Annotated in this window: 20 protein-coding genes; 7 read left to right on the top strand and 13 right to left on the bottom strand. The window is 64.0% G+C overall.

Annotation, left to right across the window (positions count from 1 at the left end):
• The first annotated feature begins 52 nt into the window (after positions 1-52).
• Entirely contained in the window at positions 53-856 is an 804-nt protein-coding gene (locus BM234_RS10940; RefSeq protein ID WP_092064569.1) for a protein-disulfide reductase DsbD domain-containing protein, read from the top strand.
• A gap of 6 nt (positions 857-862) precedes the next feature.
• Here the strand turns inward: BM234_RS10940 and BM234_RS10945 are convergent, their stop codons facing one another.
• The 12 genes from BM234_RS10945 to BM234_RS11000 all read right to left on the bottom strand — a co-directional run bounded on the left by BM234_RS10945 (position 863) and on the right by BM234_RS11000 (position 13,848).
• Positions 863-4,225, bottom strand: coding sequence for an efflux RND transporter permease subunit (locus BM234_RS10945; RefSeq protein ID WP_092064573.1), 3,363 nt, complete (start codon positions 4,223-4,225; stop codon positions 863-865).
• Positions 4,226-4,228: 3 nt separating this feature from the next.
• Complete coding sequence (locus tag BM234_RS10950; protein ID WP_092064576.1) at positions 4,229-5,686, bottom strand: efflux RND transporter periplasmic adaptor subunit; 1,458 nt, start codon at positions 5,684-5,686, stop codon at positions 4,229-4,231.
• Positions 5,687-5,766: 80 nt separating this feature from the next.
• A complete protein-coding gene (gene moaB / locus BM234_RS10955) occupies positions 5,767-6,309 on the bottom strand; it encodes a molybdenum cofactor biosynthesis protein B (RefSeq protein WP_092064579.1) in 543 nt (180 codons plus the stop codon).
• An 11-nt stretch (positions 6,310-6,320) separates the two neighbouring features.
• Positions 6,321-6,881, bottom strand: coding sequence for a hypothetical protein (locus tag BM234_RS10960; protein WP_092064582.1), 561 nt, complete (start codon positions 6,879-6,881; stop codon positions 6,321-6,323).
• Complete coding sequence (locus BM234_RS10965; protein WP_092065220.1) at positions 6,878-7,657, bottom strand: uracil-DNA glycosylase; 780 nt, start codon at positions 7,655-7,657, stop codon at positions 6,878-6,880. The genes BM234_RS10960 and BM234_RS10965 overlap by 4 nt, the downstream gene beginning before the upstream one ends.
• 43 nt (positions 7,658-7,700) lie before the next feature.
• Entirely contained in the window at positions 7,701-8,306 is a 606-nt protein-coding gene (plsY, locus tag BM234_RS10970) for a glycerol-3-phosphate 1-O-acyltransferase PlsY (RefSeq protein WP_092064585.1), read from the bottom strand.
• Positions 8,299-9,588 carry a dihydroorotase gene (pyrC, locus tag BM234_RS10975; RefSeq protein WP_092064588.1) on the bottom strand — a complete coding sequence of 430 codons (1,290 nt, stop codon included), beginning with the start codon at positions 9,586-9,588 and terminating at the stop codon, positions 8,299-8,301. Before pyrC ends, plsY begins: the two co-directional genes overlap by 8 nt.
• The gene (locus tag BM234_RS10980) at positions 9,588-10,121 is read right to left on the bottom strand and encodes a hypothetical protein (RefSeq protein ID WP_092064591.1); all 534 of its coding nucleotides are present in this window, start codon (positions 10,119-10,121) and stop codon (positions 9,588-9,590) included. The genes pyrC and BM234_RS10980 overlap by 1 nt, the downstream gene beginning before the upstream one ends.
• The gene (locus tag BM234_RS10985) at positions 10,118-11,068 is read right to left on the bottom strand and encodes an aspartate carbamoyltransferase catalytic subunit (protein WP_092064594.1); all 951 of its coding nucleotides are present in this window, start codon (positions 11,066-11,068) and stop codon (positions 10,118-10,120) included. Before BM234_RS10985 ends, BM234_RS10980 begins: the two co-directional genes overlap by 4 nt.
• 102 nt (positions 11,069-11,170) lie before the next feature.
• Positions 11,171-12,541 carry a glutamate--cysteine ligase gene (locus BM234_RS10990; protein ID WP_092064597.1) on the bottom strand — a complete coding sequence of 457 codons (1,371 nt, stop codon included), beginning with the start codon at positions 12,539-12,541 and terminating at the stop codon, positions 11,171-11,173.
• A 60-nt stretch (positions 12,542-12,601) separates the two neighbouring features.
• Entirely contained in the window at positions 12,602-13,108 is a 507-nt protein-coding gene (locus tag BM234_RS10995) for a hypothetical protein (protein WP_092064600.1), read from the bottom strand.
• Positions 13,105-13,848 carry a 16S rRNA (uracil(1498)-N(3))-methyltransferase gene (locus tag BM234_RS11000; protein ID WP_092064602.1) on the bottom strand — a complete coding sequence of 248 codons (744 nt, stop codon included), beginning with the start codon at positions 13,846-13,848 and terminating at the stop codon, positions 13,105-13,107. The genes BM234_RS10995 and BM234_RS11000 overlap by 4 nt, the downstream gene beginning before the upstream one ends.
• 12 nt (positions 13,849-13,860) lie before the next feature.
• On the opposite strand from BM234_RS11000, the gene ubiA reads away from it, so the two are divergent.
• The 3 genes from ubiA to BM234_RS11015 are packed head-to-tail and all read left to right on the top strand — an operon-like array spanning position 13,861 to position 17,100.
• Positions 13,861-14,817: a 4-hydroxybenzoate octaprenyltransferase gene (gene ubiA / locus BM234_RS11005; protein ID WP_245752593.1), complete on the top strand. Its 957-nt coding sequence runs from the start codon at positions 13,861-13,863 to the stop codon at positions 14,815-14,817.
• A 59-nt stretch (positions 14,818-14,876) separates the two neighbouring features.
• On the top strand, positions 14,877-16,787 hold the full coding sequence (locus BM234_RS11010; RefSeq protein ID WP_092064608.1) for an OmpA family protein: 1,911 nt from the start codon (positions 14,877-14,879) through the stop codon (positions 16,785-16,787).
• Complete coding sequence (locus BM234_RS11015) at positions 16,774-17,100, top strand: hypothetical protein (RefSeq protein ID WP_092064611.1); 327 nt, start codon at positions 16,774-16,776, stop codon at positions 17,098-17,100. Before BM234_RS11010 ends, BM234_RS11015 begins: the two co-directional genes overlap by 14 nt.
• Positions 17,101-17,103: 3 nt before the next feature.
• Here BM234_RS11015 and parA read toward each other — a convergent pair whose 3' ends face one another.
• Positions 17,104-17,742, bottom strand: coding sequence for a ParA family partition ATPase (parA, locus tag BM234_RS11020; RefSeq protein ID WP_092064614.1), 639 nt, complete (start codon positions 17,740-17,742; stop codon positions 17,104-17,106).
• A gap of 137 nt (positions 17,743-17,879) precedes the next feature.
• On the opposite strand from parA, the gene BM234_RS11025 reads away from it, so the two are divergent.
• From BM234_RS11025 to BM234_RS11035, 3 genes are read left to right on the top strand one after another with little or no spacing between them, the layout of a single operon-like run.
• On the top strand, positions 17,880-18,944 hold the full coding sequence (locus BM234_RS11025) for an AI-2E family transporter (protein ID WP_092064617.1): 1,065 nt from the start codon (positions 17,880-17,882) through the stop codon (positions 18,942-18,944).
• On the top strand, positions 18,945-19,640 hold the full coding sequence (locus BM234_RS11030; RefSeq protein WP_092064620.1) for a DnaA/Hda family protein: 696 nt from the start codon (positions 18,945-18,947) through the stop codon (positions 19,638-19,640). It abuts the gene before it with no gap.
• Positions 19,641-19,691: 51 nt separating this feature from the next.
• Positions 19,692-21,866 (top strand): RNA degradosome polyphosphate kinase, encoded by a 2,175-nt coding sequence (locus tag BM234_RS11035; protein ID WP_092064623.1) that lies wholly within the window; start codon positions 19,692-19,694, stop codon positions 21,864-21,866.
• The last annotated feature ends 72 nt before the right edge of the window (positions 21,867-21,938 follow it).

Raw genomic sequence — 21,938 nt, forward strand, 5'->3', positions numbered from 1 at the left:
CGGTCGCCGGAATGTGACTTGTCAAGGCAGGCGCGCTCAGTGATCAGGGGGGATGATCAAAAGACTGAACGCCTTGCTGCTCTCCGCCCTCATGCTGGCTGCTCCCGCCGTCGCCGAGCCGCTGCGCAGCGTCGTCTCCGTCGAATTGCTGCCCGGTTGGCGCAAGGCGGATGGCACGCATCAGGCCGGATTGGCGATCACCCTTGCGGAGGGGTGGAAGACCTATTGGCGCGCGCCGGGCGATGGGGGCATCCCCCCCGTGCTGATGATCGAAAGCGACGAGAGCGTGAAAATGGCGCAGGCGCTCTGGCCCACGCCGGTCATCTTTCACACCGGTGGGATGCGGTCGGTGGGTTATGATCGCAGCCTGATCGTGCCGCTTCTGGTCACCCCGAACGGCGCGAGCACGGATATTGACCTGCAGGGACAGATACAGATGGGCGTGTGCCACGACATCTGCATGCCTGTGGAGGTTGGTTTTTCCGGGCAGCTCGCCGCGTTCGATCGCCGGCCCGATGCCCGCATTGCCGCCGCACTGGCCGACCGGCCCCTGTCCGCGCGTGAAGCGAGGGTCGGCGCGGTCGATTGCACGCTGCGCCCGGAGAAGGACGGGGTTCACCTGACGGCGCGGATCGAGATGCCCACCGCCGGATCACCCGAAGAAAGCGTCGTCGAGGTTCCGGATCAGGAGATTTGGGTCATGGACCCGACCACGACGCGGCACGGCGGCATCCTGACCATCGAAACCCGGATGGAGTATTTCGGGGAAGGCCCGCTCATGCTGGAGCGATCCGCGTTGCGCTTCACGGTGCTGGGCGCGGCGCGGGCGGTCGATATCCGCGGCTGCGCCGGTTAGCGCGCCTCAGGCCCGCCGCGCCCGCAGCAGCGCCCCGAGCGCATAGGCCGCAACCGCCAGCAGGAACAGCCCCACGGCAAAGAGCGCCACGGCACCAGCCATGCCGGGAACGGGGATCGCGAAGGCCAGCGGCGAGGATTGCCCCCAGATTTCCGCCCCCACCGTCACGGCGAACCAGACCGCCCCAAGACCCGCCGCACCGCCGGTCAGAGCGGCGACAAGGCCCGCCCGCCGCCGCATCGCCCGGCGCAGGGCCGCCCGCTGGCGCCCGATATCGTGCTGTACCGCGATCAGGGCGGGCACGATCATCAGAACCAGCAGCATCCCGAAGCCAAGCCCATAGACGAGGGTGATCACCGTCGGCTTGAGAAATTGCGCCTGACTTGACCCCTCATAGAGCAGGGGTGCGAGGCCCAGAACGGTCGTCAACGTGGTCAACAGAACGGGCCGCAGACGATCCGCCGCGCCGTCGACAATGGCGGGCAGAACGCCCCGCTCTTCGGCATATTCGTCGATCGTCGTCACCAGAACGATGGAATCGTTGATGATGATCCCCGTCATGCCGAGCAGCCCGACAACCGAGAACATCGACAGCGGCACCTCCCAGAGCGCATGGCCATAGATCGCGCCGACCAGCCCGAAGGGGATGATCGACATCACGACGAGGGGCCGGGTCCATGAGGAAAACACCCATGCCAGCACGAGAAAGATCCCGGTCAGGCAGAGGATGAGACCGGTGCGCGCATCGCTCAGGAACTCCCCCTCCTGCTCGGCGAGGCCGGACAGGCGCCAGTCGATCTGATTTTCCGCCGCGATGCGGGGCAGGATGTCGTCCTGGAGGGCCTGCATGATCTCGGTCGCGCGGGCGGGGTCATCCTCGGAGATATCGCCGGTCACGGAAATGAGGCGCAGCCCGTTTTCACGCCGGACGGTGGAGAAGCCGGTACGGCTTTCGACGCGCACGATATCGGCAAGCGGCACATAGGATCCCGTCGCGGTCCGAAGCTGCATCCGGTCGAGGAAATCGGCGGTCAGCTCGGCCTCGGGCAGTTCCACCCGGATCGCGGCGCTGCGCGGCCCCACGGGGTATGTCGCGGCCTCGATCCCGCCCAGACGGTTGCGCAGAACCCGGCCAAGCTCATCGATGGTGAAGCCGAGCGCCTGCCCCTGCGGGGTCAACTCAAGGATCACCTCCTCCTTGTCATAGGCCAGATTGTCTTCGAGCGCGGACACCTCCGGATAGCGGGCAAGCTCCTCCTGCAGGGCGAGGCTGGCTGTTTTCAGCGTCTCGGCTGAGGCACCGTATAGCTGGACATCCAGCGCATCGCCGCCGGGGCCGGAGCGCCAGCCGCGAAAGCTGACCGTCTCGACCAGCGGGTGCGACTGAACCGCTTCCTGCAGATCGCCGACAAACTGGAACGAGGAATAGGGCCGCAGATCCGCTTCGATCAGTTCCACGGCGATGGAGCCAAGTTGATCAGCATCCTTGCTTTCCGATCCGGGCAGCGCACGGCCGGAATTGCCGCCGATCTCTGCGATGGCGTAATCCACCGGATCCAGCCCGTACCGCTCCTTGTATTCGGCCCCGAGGCGCGCGACGGCCTGCTGCATCTGGGCCATCATCTCCAGCGTATCGGCCCGTGTCGCGGAGGGGGCCATGGCGAAGTTTCCGGTCACCGACCCCTGTTCGGGCGCATTGAAAAAGCGCCACTGCACATCGCCCTTGATGAACAGCGCGACCTGACTTGCCAGCAGCAGGAGCGCGCCCGCAATCACCGGGTAGCGCAGCGCGATCACCCCCGCGATGAAGGGGCGGAACAGCCGCTCGCGCACCCGGCGGAACCCGGCGTTCACCGTGCGGGAGGGCCAGTCATACCAGTGCTGCTTGTTGGCATGGCGCAGCGCGTGGGCCATGTGGTTGGGCAGGATCAGGAAACATTCCACCAGCGACGCGATGAGCACGACGATCACGGTAAAGGGGATGTCCTTGATCAGATCGCCAAAGCGCCCGCCAATCGCCACGAGCCCGAAGAACGCGATGACCGTCGTGAGTGTGGCGGAAAAGACGGGCATGGCCATGCGGTTGGCGGCATTGGCAGCGGCATCCATCGCCCCTTCGTTCAGCCGCCGATAGCGCGCATCGGCGTGTTCGCCCACCACGATGGCATCATCGACAACAATGCCGAGCGTGATGATCAGCGCGAAGAGAGAGATCATGTTGATCGTCAACCCGGCGGCATACATCAGCGCGATTGCCGCCAGCATGGCCACCGGGATGCCCGCCGCGACCCAGAAGGCGATGCGCGCGTTGAGAAACAGGAACAAGAGCGCCAGCACGAGGCCAAGCCCCATGAGCCCGTTGTCGAGCAGAATGTTGAGCCGTGCGGTGATCGCCTCCGCGCGGGTCCGGATCAGGTCGATGGAGACACCCTCGGGCAATGTAGCTTCGACGGAGGCCGCGACTTCCTCCACCGCGCGTTGCATCGCGATGGCGTCGCCCTGCTCGTTGCGGTCCACGCGGACAGAGATGGCCGGATTGGCCCCTACGAAATAGGTGCGGTCCCGGTCGATCCCCTCGACGCGGATCGTCGCGACCTCCCCGACGGTGAGCTTGGAGCCATCGGTATCGGAGCGCAGGACGATATCCGCAATCTGGTCGGCGGAGCGTTTCTCGATCCCCGTGCGGACCCTCGCGCCGCTGCCGCCGACATCACCGGCGGGCGAGGCGCTGACCTCCGCTTCGATGGCGGCGGCGATTTCGGCCATGGTGACATCGTAGCGGATGAGATTGGCGCTTGGCACTTCGACGATCGTCTGGGGCGCGGCAAGGCCCCGGATCGTGGTGCGCGTGACCCCTTCGGCAAAGAGGCGATTGACGAATTCATCGGCGAACCGGGCAAGTTGATCCACGCCGACCGGTCCGGTGATCACCACATCGGTGACCCTGTCGCGCCAGCCTCCCCGGCTCACGCTCGGGTCATCCGCATCTTCTGGCAGGTTGGAGACGGCATCGACAGCCTGTTGCACATCATCGGCAGCGCGCGACATGTCCCAGCCGGGTTCAAATTCCAACTCGATGGAGGCGCGCCCTTCGCGCGATTGGCTTTCGGAGCTTTCGACCCCTTCGACGGCGAGCAGGGTCGGTTCAAGGATCTGTACGATGGCGCTGTCTACGTCCTCGGCGCCCGCGCCCTCCCAGCGAACGGAAACGTCGATATTGTCGACCACGACATCGGGAAAGAACTGCGCCCGCATACGCGGGGCAGAGAACAGCCCGGCGGCGATGAGCAGCACCAGCAGCAGGTTGGCCGCCGTGCGGTGCCGGGTGAAATAGGCGAGGATGCCGCCCGCGCGTCCGATCTCCCGCATGGTTTAGCCCCCCATCCGATCTTCGATACGGCTGACGACCTGCGCGGGAACGCGGGGCTCCCGTAGCTGGGCAAGCACGCGGGCCTTGGCATCTTCGGGCATCCGCGAATTGCTTTCGATGAAGGCCACGAGCCGCGCCCGGCGGTCCTCGCTCAACTCGAGAAGTTCGACGGCCTCTTCCTCGGGCGGCTCCGGCGCGCCGATGACGCGCACCTTGATGCCCGCCCCCAGCAGCGGCGTCCGTTCCGCCACGATCTGGGCCCCGCCAAGACCGCGCGCCCGGATCAGCACATCATCCCCCTGTCGGCGCAGCACCTCGACGTCGGCGACCTCCAACCGGTCTTCCGCGCCGATCACAAGCACGGTGCCCGCCGCATCCACCGCCCCGGAAGGCACCCGCGCCACACGGTCGAGCGGCGGCTCCTCCAGTCCGACGGAGACGAAATCGCCCGGTTTGAGGCCTCGCGGCTCATCGAGTTGCACATAGACGATGCGACCGCTCTCACCGCTGGTGACAGAGGCGCTGTCGCGGCTGACCGTCCCGGAGGAGGTCAGGCCCAGCCCGTAGACATCGAGCGTCACCGTCGCAGGCACCTGCCGCAGTCGCCCCTCTTGGTCCAGCAGCCGGGAATACTGTGCCGTGGAGAGCCGCACCGCAACCTCCAGCCGGTCGGGATCGACGAGGCGGGCGAGTTGTTCATTCGCGCTGACGATGCCGCCTTCGACGACGGTGACCTCGGTCAGGGTGCCGTCAAACTGGGCCCGGAGCGTGGTATCCTCTAGCCGTCTTTGGGCTTCATCGCGGGCAATTTGGGCGCGGGACAGCGCGGTCGCGCCCTGCTCGATACGCGCCTCGGCCTGATTTCGCGCCTCGCGGGCGGAGAGGACCGCCTGCCGGGCCGTGGAGACGGACAATTCCGCATCCTCGACCGCAGAGGCCGATCCGACCCCGCGATCCTGCAAATCGCGCTGCCGGGTCAGGGCCTTCTCGCGGAGCACGGCCTGTTCTTCCGCCGCGATGAGCTTGTCCTCAGCGAGGCTCAGCGCGCGGTCGGCATCGCGCACCTCCTGCGTGGCATCCTGTAGATCGGCCTCGGCCCGGGCCAGTTCATCCTCGGCGTCCTTGGGATCGACCCGCAGCAACAGATCGCCCGCGGATATCGCGCCGCCCTCCTCGAAGGATGCGCCAAGCTCCACGACCGTGCCGCCAACGGCGGGGCGCACATCAAGCGTCCGCCTGCTGCGCACCTCGCCATAGGTGGTGAGTTCGGGGGTGACCGTTCCCGGCTCCAGCACGACGGCGTTGACGGCAAAAACCCGTTCCTGCGAGCGCGGCGCGCGCGGCTCCTGCGCAAGCCGCTCTTCCACGGCCCCGCCGATCAGCATCCCGGCCCAAGCCAGAAGTGCGAGCGTTATGCCCAACAGAACAAGCCCCGTCAGGCTTTGCCGCAAGAATCGCATCAATCAGGTCTCCATCCCTCTGGGCGCTCACGTGCATCTACGCAGGAACGCCTCCGTCGGATCATATACGCAAGTCTGCGTCACTTCCGTCGCAGATGCTCGTCCAATCTCGGCATGATCTCGACAAAGTTACAGGGCCGGTGCCGATAGTCGAGTTGCAGGCGCAAAATTTCATCCCACGCATCGCGGCAGGCCCCGGGGCTGCCCGGCAGGGCAAAGAGGTAGGTGCCGCCCGCGACGCCGCCGGTGGCGCGCGATTGCACCGCGCTCGTGCCGATCTTGTTGAAGCTGACGAGGGTGAAGACGGTGCCAAAGGCATCAATCTCCTTTTCATAGACATCGCGATGTGCCTCGACGGTCACGTCGCGCCCGGTAAGCCCGGTGCCGCCGGTCGAGAGGATGACGTCAATCTCTGGATCCGCGCACCAAGCGCGCAGTTGATCGGCGATTTCCGTGCGTTCATCGGGCAGGATCATGCGCGCGGCCAGCGTATGGCCGGCCTCCTCGATGCGGGCTACCAGCGTGTCGCCGGAGCGGTCATCGTCGCGGCTGCGGGTATCCGAGACGGTCAGCACAGCGATGCGCACGGGAAGAAAGGGCCTGCTTTCGTCGATCTTGCTCATGGAGGGTCCTCTCAGAGACAGGGGTTCATGACAGGAAGGCGCGGGCGGCGAAGATCCTGCTCCAGCAGTCGAAGCGCGGCGGGCCGGGTCATATCACGGGCAATCATGAGGAAATCATGGTGCTTGCCGCCCTCTATCGGGCAGATTGCCGTGGCAAGCGGGGTCGCCTTGGCAACGATCAGCGCGCGAAGCCGGTCCCCCACCTCTGCCTGCGGAATTTCGGGGATCGCGTTGCGCGCCGCGAATACCCCCGTCATCCAGAGGGATTGCTCAAGGCGGTCAAGCTCCTCCGCTCCCAGCATATCGGGGCACAGCCCGGAAAACGCGGCAATCGTGAGCAATATGTCCAATCGGCAAAGGGCCGCAGTTCCCCCGCTTTGATCCACGGCGGTGACCTTGCCGCGCCGCTCGGTCACGATGACCGGCCCCGGCAATTCAAGGCGACGCTGACCGGGAATGACAGTCTCAACCCGCGCCGCGTTCCGGGAGAACACCTCCCCCCAATCCGAGACGAAGCCCTCCTGCGCAGTTGCCGGAAGGGCGAGCAGGAGCCAGAGGGCAAACGCTCTCACCGCGCACCCTTGCGCAGGCGCGCTTGTACCATGAGCAGATCCTGCCACGCCTCACGCTTGGAGGTGGGATTGCGCAGGAGATAAGCCGGATCGCACATCGGCATCGCATCGCGGCCAAAGGCCGTGGTCCAGGCCCCGCGCAGGCGCACGACCCCCTTGCGCCCCATCGCCGCAAGACAGGAGATATTTCCCATCAGGATGACCACCTCCGGCGCGATCAGTTCGACGTGGCGCTGCACGAAAGGCAGCATCATGGCGATCTCTTCGGGGCGGGGGTCACGGTTCTGTGGCGGTCGCCATGGCAGGACGGTGGTGAGATAGAGCGGCTCTCCTTCGGCGCGGCCAAGGCCGATTGCCTCAAACATCAGATCAAGAAGTTGCCCCTCGCGGCCCATGAAGGGGCGCCCTTCGCGATCCTCCTCCCGTCCGGGAGCGTCGCCGATGACCATGACCCGAGCTTGTGGGCGTCCATCGGAGAACACCAGATTGCGCGCGCCCTTCTTCAACTCGCAATGGTCATAGGCCGAGAGCGCGGCGCGCAGCCCGTCGATATCCTGCGCCGATTGCGCCATGCTGCGCGCTTCGGCAACCGGATCGACAGGCTCCACCGCCGGAACTGGCTGTGACGCCGCTGCCGGGGATGAGGCGGGCTTGGGCGCAGCCGCATCCAGCGCGAAGCGATCCACCGGCGTGTCACAGATGGCTTCGGACGCGCCCATTTCCAACTGCCACTCAAGCAGCGCCAGCGCGGTTTCCGGGTCAATCTGCGATTCCATGGCGGAAGCGTAGGCCCCTGCCCCGTTCGGGTCCAGCATCCGGTTACTTCTGACCGATGCGGGATTCAGTGCCCGAAATCAGGCGCGCGATGTTTTCCCTGTGCCGCCAATAAAGAAGTGCGATCGTCACGAGGGCGAGCGCTATGCCGTTCCCGGGGCCAAAGAGGCCGATAAAGATCACCGACGAGGCCGACGCGATGAGCGCGGCGAGCGACGATATCCGGAAAACCACCGCAGAGAGGAGCCAGATCGCGCAACAGGCCAGCCCCACCGGCCATGCGAGCGCGAGCCACAGTCCAAGGAACGTAGCGACACCCTTGCCGCCCCGAAACCGCAGCCAGACCGGGAAACAATGCCCCAGAAATGCCGCCAGTCCGGCAAGCTGCGCCGCATCGGGGCCAGCCATGGCGCGGGCGAGCATAACAGCGAGCGCCGCCTTGCCACCATCCAGAAGCAAGGTAGCTGCCGCTGCGCCCTTGCTTCCGGTGCGCAACACATTGGTCGCGCCGATGTTGCCGGAGCCGACCTTGCGCAGATCCCCAAGGTTCATGGCCCGAGTGATCAGCATTCCAAAGGGGATGGAGCCGAGCAGGTAGCCGACAACCAGCCAGAGCACCAAAACGCCCGGCGCAGTGACAAGATCAGGCATTCGCACCTCCATGCACCCGCGTGCCCCCGACCCACGTTCCGAGGACGCGGCCCTGCAGGCGGGCTCCGTCAAAGGGAGTGTTCTTGGATTTCGAACGCATGGTCCACCGATCAAGAATGAAGGGCGCATGGGGATCGAACAGGATCAGATCCGCAGGCGCGCCCTTGTCCAGACGGCCACACGGAAGGCCGAGACGCTTCGCCGGGTTGAGCGACATCGCCCGAAAGAGAACCGCGAGATCGAGCCCGTCGGAATGATGCAGGCGCATGGACGCAGGCAGCAGCGTTTCCAGCCCCACGGCGCCGCTCGCGGCCTCCTCGAAGGGCAGGCGCTTGCTTTCCTCGTCCTGCGGCGTGTGCATCGAGCAGACCACGTCGATCAACCCCTCGCGCACCGCTTCGACCACGGCGACACGGTCGTCCTCGGCGCGGAGCGGCGGCTTGAGCTTGAAGAAGGTGCGATAGTCGGCCACGTCGAATTCATTGAGCGTCAGATGATGGATCGAGGTGCCTGCGGTCAGGTCCACACCGTTTCGCTTGGCCCTGCGCAGCGCGGGGAGCGCGCGGGCGGTGGTGATCTGGTCGGCATGATAGCGCGCGCCCGTCATCTCCACGAGGGAGATATCGCGATCGAGCGCCATCCGCTCCGCCATGGCCGAGACGCCCGGCAGCCCCCGGAGCGACGCGAACTTGCCGGAGGTCGCCGCCGCGCCGCGCGACAGGCCGGGATCCTGCTGATGGCCAAGCACCAAGGCCCCGAGGCTGCGCGCATAGGTCAGCGCGCGCGAGAGCACCTTGGTATCGGTGACCACGCGGTCGCAATCGGTAAAGGCCACGGCCCCGGCATCCATCAAAAAGCCGATCTCGGTCATTTCACGGCCTTCGCGCCCCTTGGTCAGAGCAGCCATGCAGAGCACGTTGACAGGGGCCGCCTCATTGGCGCGGCGCGTGACGAATTCCAGCGTTTCAGGCGTGTCGATAGCAGGCAGCGTATCGGGCCGGGTGATCATCGTGGTGATCCCCCCCGCCGCTGCGGCCAGCCCGGCGGAGCGATAGCTTTCCTTGTGCCGCTCACCCGGCTCACACACCTTGACCCCAAGATCGACGATACCCGGCGCAAGGCATTTGCCGCCGCAATCGATCACCCCGGCGGTAGGCACGTCCGGTCCGGGCACATCAAAGCGATCAATAATCACCCCATCCTCAACCAGCACCGCGCCCGGCCTTTGCGTCAAGGCGACGGGATCGACCAACACGGCATTGGCGAAAAGTGTGCGCGCCATCAGCGGCCGCGCCCCAGAAGAATGAACCCCAGCACGATCAACAGCAGGATCACTATTCCGACGTAAACCGGAACGCGGCTGGCCCGGCGTGGCGCGTCGGTTGCGACCCCGCTTTGCGCTGCGGCACCGCCTGCGGGCAGGGATTCGAAATGCACAGGCGTGCCCGCTTCGGCATAGGTGCCGATCCACCGCAGCGGCGCGCGTGGCGCAAACGTCACTTCTCGGCCACCGAAGGCCCCCGACAGCAGCACGAGCACATGGCCCTGCAATCCATCAAGGCGCGCTTTCTCCCCGGCGAGCTGCTCCGCAGGCACCCCGAGCCCGTCGACCAGATACCCCGACAAACCAACGTCATCGAGGCTTTCTACCGGAAAGATTTCCACGTATTTCTCGTCAATCGGCCCCGCCCCGAGCGCATCGGTCAGCGGTCCCTCCCCACGATCCATCCGCCCGAACGCTTCGACATCGCCCTCCGGCAGATCCACGGAAAACAGCCGGACCAGCCCGCGCTCCTGTGCCTTCACCTCCATCATGCCCAGACCTCCTTGGGTGCCGCGCGCAGGTTCCGCGCCAAAAGATCCATCGCCGCCATGCGCACCGCGACGCCCATCTCGACCTGTTCCTGAATCACCGAGCGGTTGATGTCGTCCGCGATCTCGCCGTCGATCTCCACCCCGCGGTTCATCGGCCCCGGATGCATGACGATCGCATCGGGCTTGGCGGCGCGCAGCTTTTCGGCATCAAGTCCATAGCGGTGGTAGTATTCGCGCTCCGACGGGATGAACCCGCCATCCATCCGCTCTTTCTGAAGCCGAAGCATCATGACCACATCCACATCGCGCAGGCCCTCGGCCATGTCCTCATAGACCTCGACTCCGAACTCCGCGATGCCCGCAGGCATCAACGTTGGCGGCCCGACGAGGCGCACGCGGTTCTCCATCTTGCCCAGCAGCAGGATGTTGGACCGCGCGACGCGGGAATGGGCGATATCGCCGCAAATCGCGATGGAAAGCCGGTGGAGCCGCCCCTTTGCGCGGCGAATGGTCAGCGCGTCGAGCAGGGCTTGTGTCGGGTGTTCGTGGCGACCGTCGCCAGCGTTGAGCACGGCGCAATTGACCTTCTGCGCCAACAGATCGACCGCGCCGGAATGCGGATGACGGACAACCAGAAGATCGGGGTGCATCGCATTGAGTGTCAGGGCCGTATCGATCAACGTCTCGCCCTTCTTGAGCGAGGAGGCCTGCATCGCCATGTTCATCACGTCCGCGCCCAGCCGTTTGCCGGCCAACTCAAAGCTGGCCTGCGTGCGGGTGGACGCTTCGAAAAACATGTTAATCTGCGTGAGCCCAGAGAGGGCATCACCATGTTTGGACGCGCCGCGGTTGAGCGAAACATAGTGCTCGGCGAGGTCCAGAATTGTGCTGATCTCAACCGGATGCAGCGGTTCGATCCCCAGAAGATGCCTCTGTCCGAAGCTCATGACCCACTCCCTGCCACCATCGCCTGCCTTATAGAAGCGCCGGTGCCCCCCTTCAACCCGAGGCGTGCCGCGCGATACCGGACCATGCCGGTTAGTCGCGTGTCAGTAGGAATAGTCAGCGTAGATGCGGGTCAGATCGCCGTTCCAGTCGCCCTCATAGCGCTCCAGCAATTCATCCGCCGGGACGCGCCCGCTCTCGACGCTTTCCTTGAGCGCGTTGAGAAAGTGCGTCTCATCCGGGATCATGCCGCCCGAACCGGGACGTGCGCGCGCCTTGAGCCCTGCTTCGGAGATGGCCACGGCTTCCCGCGCCAGATCGTGCATTGAAATGCCCCCGACCTTGGCTTGCAATCCGTCGACCGAGGCCGCGACGCGCAGCGCCTCGCGCGTCTCCGCATCCCAACCTTTTGCGAGATCCCACGCGGCGTCGAGCGCGGCCTGATCGTACATCAGACCCACCCAGAAAGCCGGCAGGGCGCAGAGCCGCCGCCATGGGCCGCCGTCCGCACCACGCATCTCGATGAACTTCTTGACCCGCGCTTCGGGGAAAACAGTCGTCAAGTGGTCCGCCCAATCCGAGAGTGTCGGCGTTTCACCCGGCAGGGCGGGCAGTTCACCCTTCAGGAAATCCCGAAACGACTGACCCAGTGCATCGTGATAGACCCCGTCGCGATAGACGAAGTACATCGGCACATCGAGGGCATATTGTACCCATGCCTCAAAGCCGAACCCCTCATCAAAGACGAAGGGAAGCATTCCGGTCCGCGCATCGTCGAGGTGGCGCCAGACGCGCCCGCGCCATGATTTGTGCCCGTTGGGCTTGCCCTCAAAGAAGGGGGAGTTGGCAAAAAGCGCCGTTGCGATCGGCTGCAGGGCGAGCGCGACGCGCATCTTCTGCACCATATCCGCTTCGGTTTCGAAGTCGAGGTTGACCTGCACGGTGCAAGTGCGGCGCATCATGGTCGTGCCGGAGGTCCCGACCTTCTCCATGTAGCCATCCATGAGCTTGTAGCGGCCCTTGGGCATGAGAGGCATATCCTCGTGCCGCCAGATCGGAGCCGCGCCCAGCCCGATGAAGCCCACCCCGATCTCGTCGGCGATATCCTTCACATCGGCCAGATGCGCGTTCACCTCGTCGCAGGTTTCGTGGATTGTCTCCAGCGGCGCGCCGGAAAGTTCCAACTGGCCACCCGGCTCAAGCGAAATGTTCGCCCCGCCCTTGGTCAGGCCAATGAGCTTGCCGCCCTCTTCCACCGGTGCCCAATCGTGCCGGGTACGCAGGCCCTCAAGCACGGCGTGGATGGAACGCTCTCCCTCATAGGGGAGCGGCTTGAGGCTGTCCTTGCAATAGCCGAACTTCTCGTGCTCGGTGCCGATCCGCCAGTCTTCGCGCGGCTTGCACCCGTCCTCGAGATAGGCGGCGAGTTGGCTGTGGTGTTCGATGGGTCCGCCGCCGGATTGGGGAATGGACATGCTGTTTGCTCCGGTCTGAGGCGCGTTGGGGGTCAGGAGTGCGGCGAAACGCTGGCTGTGTCAATGTAGCCGGAGGTTGGTGTTCGACCAGACTGTCACCGGACGCCCCGGTCCGGCGCGCAGTTCAGCGAGCATGCGCTCCGTACGCAGGCCCGGAAGCTGTGAGAAGGCATCGAAAAGCGCATCGGCCCCATCGGCGTTGACGGGAATGTGAAGCGCGGGCTGGCCGGGTTGGTACAAAACCCAGTGCGCAGGATAGCCAGATGGGTCGAGATCGAGGCGCGTCAGATACTCTAGCGCGGCCGAGCCACCCTCCAGCGGGCCGTAGTAGGTCACCTGCCCCTCATCGACATCGACAATCCCCGGACCGCCTTTTCCTTGCAGGAACCGTGCGCGCTGTATCCCCGACAGGATGATGCCGATGCCAGCGGCCGCCATCGCCCAGCCCAGCCAACTGAGCAGGCCGATCCATCCCAGCGCGAGCCACAATCCAACCCCGCCAACCGCGCCGCCGATCAACACCTCCCGCCAGCGGCGAAGCGTTTCTGCTGCTTCGGGACGGATCATGCCGCGCCCTCGCGTTGGCGCCAGTCGCCCAAGGCGGCTTGCCAGAGGGTCATGGCGGCCACTGCTGCAGTATCGGCGCGCAAGATGCGCGGCCCAAGGCTGACCACATGCGTAAAGGGTGCAACCCGGAGGCGATCACGCTCTGCATCGGAAAACCCGCCCTCCGGCCCGATCAGGATGGCCCAAGGTCCGCGCGGAGCCGCATCCAGCCCCTGATGCGCACCCGCCTGCGTCTCATCACAGAACATGAGATTGCGGTCGTCCGGCCAAGTGTCGAGCAGGTGGGACAGCTTCTGAAGATCTGCGACCTCCGGCACGAAGGTGCCGCCGCATTGTTCGGCCGCCTCGATGGCATGCGCCTGCAGCCGGTCTTGGCGTAGCCGCTCGGAATTGGTGAAATCCGTGGTGACGGGCACGATCCGCCGCGCGCCCATTTCCGCCGCTTTTTCCACGATGAAATCGGTGCGCGCCTTTTTGATCGGCGCAAAGAGCAGCCAGAGATCCGGGGGCAGCCGCAGTTTGGCTGTCCGCTCCAGACAGGTGAGCACGCCGCCCCGCTTGCCCGCCTCTGTCACTTCCGCGCGCCATTCTCCGTCACGACCGTTGAAAATCGCCAGCCGATCGCCACTGCTGAGCCGCATCACCCCGAAAAGGTAATGCGCCTGTTCGCGTTCCAGCGGAACGGTTTGCCCCGCCCCCAGTTCCTGCGCTACGTACAGCCTGACCTTGCTCTCTTTCATAAGGCCCGTTTTATGCCCCCGATCAACGAAGCGCCAGAGCCCAGCGGACAAGTTGCCGACGCTGTGCGCGGCAACTGGGTAGATCATATCGCCCCCGAATGGTCGCGGCCTTACCTGCGCCTGTCCCGCGCGGACCGTCCGATTGGAACGTGGCTCTTGTTGCTCCCCTGTTGGTGGGGGCTTTTGCTGGCGATGCTGCATGACGGGCGCATGGGCCTGTTCGATGCGTGGATCGGGCTGGGGTGCGCGATCGGCGCGTTTCTGATGCGGGGCGCGGGCTGCACCTGGAACGACATCACCGACCGGCATATCGACGGCTCGGTCGCGCGGACACGGTCGCGGCCCATCCCCTCTGGGGCGGTCAGCGTACGCGGCGCACTTCTCTGGATGGCGGCGCAGGCCCTCGTCTCGCTCGTCATTCTGCTGACCTTCCCTCCGGCGGCGATCCTGCTGGGGGTGCTCTCTCTCGCGCCCGTGTGTATCTATCCGTTCGCGAAACGGTTTACGTGGTGGCCGCAGGTTTTTCTGGGGCTTGCGTTCAACTGGGGCGCGCTGCTCGCATGGACGGCGCACACGGGATCGCTTTCATGGCAGGCGGTGCTTCTCTATGTCACCGGCATCTGCTGGACGATCTTTTACGACACGATCTATGCCCATCAGGATGCGGAGGATGATGCGCTTATCGGCGTCAAATCGACCGCGCGTCTCTTCGGTGACAATTCCGCGAAATGGCTCAGAGGGTTCTTGGCGCTGACCCTCATCGGCTTTGCGATCTGCGTAAACGGTGCGACGGATGTTCCGGCCCGTATCGTGGCATTGCTGGGAGTGGTTGCGATGGGCGTTCATATGCTTTGGCAATTGCGCCAGTTCGATCCGGAGGATGACGCCATACTGCTACGGTTGTTCCGCTCCAATCGGAACGCGGGGCTGCTTCCTGTGCTGTTTTTCGCCTGTGCACTTTTGATGTGATTGATGCGCGGGCACGCCCGCCGTAAAACCGCCCGGCACATCAGATAACGGCAGGACCCATGCCCATTTCCAGCAAACTCATCCCCCTCGCTGCTTTCATTCTCGCAGCATTGGTCGCTGTGGTCGGCGCCTCGTTCGCCGCGAACGTTGTGGAGGATGCCTCCGAGATCAATGTGCGTCAGGAATTCGACGAGAACGGTTTCGAGTGGGCGGAGGTCGAGGCAAGCGGTCTTCAGGTCATTCTGACCGGAACGGCCGAAACCGAAGCTGCACGATTCTCTGCGCTCTCCGCCGCAGGCCGCGTGGTCGATGCGGCCCGCGTCATCGACCGGATGGATGTGCGCGCCACCGCTGACATAGCAGCCCCGAAATTCTCGGTGGAGATGCTGCGGAACGAGGCGGGTATCTCCCTTATCGGATTGATCCCCGCGCAGACGGACCGAGAGGCAGTGATCGCGGATCTATCGGGCAAGGAACCGGTCAGCGACTTTCTGGAAACCGCCGATTACGACCTGCCCCGAAACTGGGAACCTGCCTTCGACTTTGCACTAGATGCACTCGCACTCCTGCCCCGTTCGAAGATCTCGGTGCGGGCCGGAGAGGTCGAAGTTACCGCCATTTCCGATTCTGCGGACCAGAAGACGAGCTGGGAATCGGAGCTTACGCGCAAATTGCCACGGGGCGTGGATCTCGCATTGGATATCTCCGCTCCGCGTCCGGTGATCACCCCCTTTACCCTCCGCTTCGTCATCGATGATGCCGGCGCGCGATTCGACGCCTGCTCGGCCCATACCGAGACTGGGCGCGCGCGGATCCTCACGGCGGCTCGCAGCGCCGGCCTTCGGGACGGTGCGGACTGTACGCTCGGGCTTGGAGTTCCATCCCCGCAGTGGTCCGAGGCGGTCGCCACCGGGATCGCGGCATTGAACGAAATCGGAAGCGGGACGCTCACCTTCTCCGATGCCGATGTCTCCCTCATCGTTCCGGCCGGTACATCGCGGGCCCTCTTTGACCGGGTGGCGGGCGATCTCGAAGCGGACTTGCCGGAGGTGTTCAGCCTGACCGCCGTGCTGCCCCCCGCGGCCGAAGACGCACCCGAAGGGCCGCCAGAACTGACCGTCACACGCTCCCCCGAAGGTCAGGTGCAAATTCGTGGCCGACTGCGGGACGACATTGCCCGCAGTTCGACCGAGAGCATTGCCCGGTCCTACTTCGGAGCGGATGCCGTTTATATGGCCGCGCGGCTGGATCAAACCCTTCCCGAAGGTTGGTCCCTGCGGGTGCTCGCCGGACTTGAGGCGTTTTCCGTGGTTGCCAATGGTGTGCTGCGGGTCACCCCCGAAACCGTGGAAGTACGCGGCAACACTGGCAACGCGGATGCCTCTGCTCAAATCGCGCGCATCCTCTCGGCGCAACTGGGTGACGGGATCGAATACGACATTGATGTGACTTATGTCGAAGCGCTCGATCCCCTCGCTGCGCTGCCAACCCCGGAAGAGTGCATGGCCCGAATCAGCACGATCACGGCAGAATCAAAGATCACCTTCGAACCCGGTTCCGCGACGGTCGATGGCGCCTCTCGCCCCACGCTCGACTCCATTGCCCAGGTCCTGAGCAATTGCGGTGACATCCCGATAGAGATCAGTGGCCACACCGACAGCCAGGGCCGTGAGACCATGAACCAGCAACTCAGCCAGCAGCGCGCCGAATCCGTTCTGGCGGAATTGCGCGCGCGCCGCATTCCCACAACCGGCTTCACCGCCGTGGGCTATGGCGAGGAGCAACCCATCGCGGATAACGACACCGCAGAGGGCCGCGAAGAGAACCGTCGCATCGAGTTCCGCCTGATTGACGATCACGATGGTCATTCGGACCTTGATCATGAGGGCCATTCGGGGGAAACAGACGCCGCGCAGGAAGAGGCGCAAGAAACAGACGTCGAGGGACAACAGACGGATGAGCCGGACTGAACTGATCATGGCAACGGCAGTGGTGCTGTTCATCGCTTTTGCGCTTGGCTGGTTCGCCCACTGGATGATCCATCGGTTCACCCGCATTTCCAAGACGGACCTGAATGAACTGGAGCGGATGGCTCAGGAGCTTCACGAAGCAGAAGAAACCCGCGATCAGGCGATCACCTATCTTCAGCAGCGCGAAGCCGAGCTTACCAACCAGCTAAGTCAGACTGAGGCAGAGCTTGCCGCGACGATGGACGGGCTTCGCGAAGCGCGCCATGAGACCGAAGAGTTGCGCAAGCAACTGAACGGCCTCAACCATTACTGACGCTCAGTCAGGCTCGAACTGACGCAGAACTTCTTCCAGCAGCGCGTGGATTTCGGCATGGGCCGGTCCTTTGGGCGACTCGAGCACCCCGCGCCCCTGACCAAGGGTCTGGGCATAGACAACACGGTTGGCGATCGGCGTCTGTAGAACGTCCGCCTCCATCTCGCTTGCCTTTTGCGCCACTTCAGCGGCGAGTTTCGTGCCGGGCCGGGCGCGGGTCATGACCACACGGGCGGGCACCTTCTCTCGCTTCGCGAGGTCCAGCACGCCCTCGGTCGCCCAGAGATCGACATGGCTCGAGGCAACCGGCACCAGAACGAGATGCGCCGGGCGGAGCGCCGGGCGAAGATCACTATCGGCCTTGGGCGGCGTGTCTATCAGGACAACGTCATAATCCCGCGCGAGCTTGCCAGTCTCATACCCCACCCCCCAGGCGGATGCGGTGGAAAACTCCATCCCCGGCTCACCGTCGGTATTTTCCACCCGGGTCATGAACCATCGCCCGAGTGAGCCCTGCGGATCGGTGTCGATCAGCGCCACCCGCTTGCCAGCCTGCGAAAGGGCCACAGCGAGGTTGACGGCCAGCGTTGTCTTGCCGGCCCCGCCCTTTTGCTGCGCGATTGTGATGATGATACCGCTCATATGTGCCCCGCGCGCGTTTCTGCGACGCAGCGTAGCCGATTTACCCCATCCCTGCCAAGTGCTGCGATCATGGCCGCCAAGGCTTGCAACCGCGCCCCGTTTCAGGGACTTTGAACACCGGCAAGGGGCATTCATTTATGGCATTACCGGTCAGGGATCAGTTCAAGTACTGGGGCATCGCAACCGCGGTGGTCCTCGCGACGCTTTGGTTTTTGGGCGATGTGCTGCTGCCCTTCATCCTCGGCGGGGGGATCGCCTATTTCCTCGACCCGCTTGCCGACCGGCTTGAGCGGCTTGGTCTCTCACGGGTGGCGGCAACGGTGCTGATTTCCTTCGGCGCGCTCGTCATCTTCGTGCTCATGGCGCTTACGGTGGTTCCGCTGATGCGCGATCAGGCGGTGCAACTCATCGACACGGTCCCCACCCTCTTCGAAGGCGTGCCAACCTTCCTGACCGAACGCTTCCCGGACCTTGTCGAAGAGGACAGCATCCTGCGCCGCTCGCTGGACTCCATCGGTCAGACCATCCGCGAACGGGGCGGCGAGCTTTTCCAGACGGTCCTGAGTTCCGCAGCCTCCATCATCAACATCGCAATGCTGTTCGTCATCGTGCCCGTAGTTGCGTTTTACCTGTTGCTCGACTGGGATCGCATGGTGGCCAAGATCGACACCTTGCTGCCACGTGATCACGCGCCAACCATTCGCTATCTCGCCAAGCGGATCGACGAGACGATCGCGGGTTTCGTGCGTGGCATGGGGACAGTCTGTCTGATTCTCGGCACCTACTACGCGGTCTCCTTGATGCTCGTCGGCCTACAATTCGGGTTGGTGGTGGGCGTGATTGCAGGATTACTGACCTTCATCCCGTACGTCGGGGCGCTTGTCGGCGGGGTGCTGGCCATCGGCCTTGCGCTCTTCCAGTTCTGGGGCGACTGGGTCTGGGTCATCGCGGTCTGGCTCATCTTCCAATCCGGTCAGTTCATCGAAGGCAACATCCTCACCCCGAAACTCGTCGGGAATTCCGTGGGGCTGCACCCTGTCTGGCTCCTTCTGGCACTATCCGTTTTCGGGGCGATATTCGGTTTCGTCGGGCTTCTGGTCGCTGTGCCCGTTGCGGCGGCAATCGGTGTACTTGTCCGCTTCGCCGCTGATAAATATCGCCACAGCCTACTCTATCGTGGGTTGGAAAGGGACGATATCTGAATGGCCGAACAACTGCGCTTTGATCTCGAGGTCCGACCGGCCCTCGGGCGAGAAGACTTCTTTATCTCTCCTGCAAACGCCGTCGCTGTGGCGAGCGTTGAGGGGTGGCGCGACTGGCCGGGACGCAAGCTGCTCCTTATAGGTCCCGAAGGCGCGGGAAAGACCCATCTGGTTCACGTCTGGGCCGCGCAAACGGGCGCACGGATCGTCAGGGCAAAGGATCTGGAGGCAGAGCGTATCGACACGCTCGCCGCTGGTCCCGTCGCGGTCGAAGACGTTCCCGATATCGCTGGCCAGAGCGCCGCCGAAGACGCGCTTTTCCACCTGCACAATCTGGCGCTGGCCGAAGGGCACGCGCTTCTCCTGACCGCCAACCGCCCGGCGCAGGACTGGCGCCTTTCGCTTCCCGATCTGGCCAGCCGGATGCAAGCCACACCGGCTGCGATGCTTGCCCCTCCGGATGATGCACTTCTCGCGGCGATCCTCATGAAGCTGTTCGGCGACCGACAGATCAATCCCGCCGAGGGCACGATCCCCTTCCTCCTTCGACGGATCGAGCGCAGCTTTGCCGCCGCCGCGCATATCGTCGAGGCTCTGGACGAGGCCGCCCTCGCACAGCAACGACCCGTCGGCCGCGCGCTGGCGCGGGACTTGCTTCAGGACGGCGGACTGGACAGAGATCGACCAGATGGTTGATACTTCGGCGTCTGTCACACATCCGTCACAAGCCCCGCGCATAAGGCCCTCATGACAAACGCCGATTTCCTCAAAGCCCCGTTCCCAGAACCCATCGACATGCCCGAGGTCACCCCGGATGGGCCGGAGCGGTTCTGTAATCGCGAGCTGAGTTGGCTCGGCTTCAATTGGCGCGTTCTGGAGGAATCGGAAAACCCGCGGGTTCCATTGATGGAACGGGTTCGCTTCGTGTCGATCTCTGCTGCCAATCTCGATGAGTTCTTTACCGTCCGTGTCGCCGGTCTTCGGGAACTGGCCCACGCAGGCAATACGACGCCCTCGATTGATGGCCGCACCCCCGCGCAGCAGTTGGTTCTGATCAATGCAGAAGCGCGTCGCCTCATGCTGCGCCAACAAGAAATGCTTGATCGGCTCATCTCCGAGATGGCCGAAGCCAAGATACATATCCTGAAGCGCGAGGAATTGACGGATGCGGACAGGACGCATCTCAACGACGTGTTCCTCAATGGAGTGTTTCCGGTTCTCTCGCCGCTCGCAATCGACCCGGCGCATCCGTTCCCCTTCATTCCCAACACCGGCTTTGCCCTCGCGCTTCAGCTTGAGCGCCGCAAGGACAAGCGGTCGTTGCAGGCACTGCTGCCCATCCCGGCCCAGATCAACCGCTTCCTCAAGCTGCCCTCGGGGCCTGACGAGCGGCGGTATCTGCCGCTGGAGGAATTGCTGCTCGAACACATCACCAGCCTCTTTCCCGGCTACAAACTGCTCACTCATTGCGGTTTCCGGGTGTTGCGCGACAGCGATTTGGAAGTTGAAGAAGAAGCCGAAGATCTCGTGCGTGAATTCGAGACCGCCCTCAAGCGACGTCGTCGTGGCGAAGTGGTGCGCATGAAGATAAGCGCTGGCGCCCCGGAAAAGCTCAAGTCCGTCATTATGAACGAGTTGCACGTGGGTGACGACGAAGTGGTCGAGATGGACGGGATGATCGGGATCTCCGACATCTCGGAACTGGTGTCAGACGCACCCTCTGACCTTCTGTGGCCAAGCTTTACACCGCGCGTCCCCGAACGGGTGCAGGATCACGATGGCGACATGTTCGCCGCGATCAAGCAGAAGGACATGCTGCTGCACCACCCCTATGAGACCTTCGATATGGTGGTGCGGTTCCTCCAGCAAGCCGCGCATGATCCCAATGTGGTGGCGATCAAGCAGACGCTTTACCGGACCTCCAAGAACTCCCCGATCGTGGAGGCGCTTTGCGAGGCTGCGGAAGAGGGCAAATCCGTCACCGCGCTGATCGAGCTAAAGGCGCGTTTCGATGAGGCGGCCAACATTCGGCAGTCACGGCGGCTGGAACGGGCGGGCGCGCATGTGGTGTATGGGTTCGTCGATCTGAAGACCCACGCCAAGATCAGCACCGTCGTCCGGCGCGAGGGCGAAAAGCTCGTCACCTACACCCACTATGGCACCGGAAATTACCACCCGATCACGGCCAAGATCTATACCGACCTCAGCTTTTTCACCTGCGATGAAAAGCTCGGGAGGGATGCGACCAAGGTGTTCAACTATGTCTCGGGCTATGCGCAACCCGACAGTCTGGAAAACCTCGCGATTTCTCCCATTTCGCTCAAACCTCGACTGCTGGAGATGATTCAGCGGGAGATTGCCTTTGCCAAGGCCGGCAAACCTGCTGAAATCTGGGCCAAGATGAACTCCCTTATCGAACGCGAGGTCATGGACGCGCTCTATGAAGCAAGCCGTGCGGGGGTAAAGATCAGTATCGTGGTGCGCGGCATTTGTGGTTTGCGCCCCGGCGTGAAGGGATTGAGTGAAAACATTCGCGTCAAATCGATCATCGGCCGCTTCCTCGAGCATTCTCGCATCGTTTGTTTCGGCAATGGTCACGGGCTTCCATCCAAAAAGGCCCGCGTCTACATCAGTTCCGCCGACTGGATGGGGCGCAATCTTAACCGGCGGGTGGAAACATTGGTGGAGATTGAAAACCCCACGGTGAAGGCGCAAATCGTCAGCCAGATCATGGCCGCGAACCTCGCCGATGTGGCGCAGAGCTGGATCATGGCACCGGATGGGCATTTCGCCCGCGCCGAAGTGCCCGAAGGCAGCTTTGCCTTCAATTGCCACCGGTTCTTCATGGAAAACCCATCGCTCTCGGGGCGCGGCTCCGCCGGCGCGGCAGACGTCCCCAAGCTCACCCACGCCGACGATTGAGGCCTATCGGCACGAAGCGCCATTCGGAATTGGCTCCCCACCTTGTCGCCCGCGGTGCCGGTCGCTAAGCCT

Source organism: Poseidonocella pacifica (genome assembly GCF_900111875.1).
GTDB lineage: Bacteria > Pseudomonadota > Alphaproteobacteria > Rhodobacterales > Rhodobacteraceae > Poseidonocella > Poseidonocella pacifica.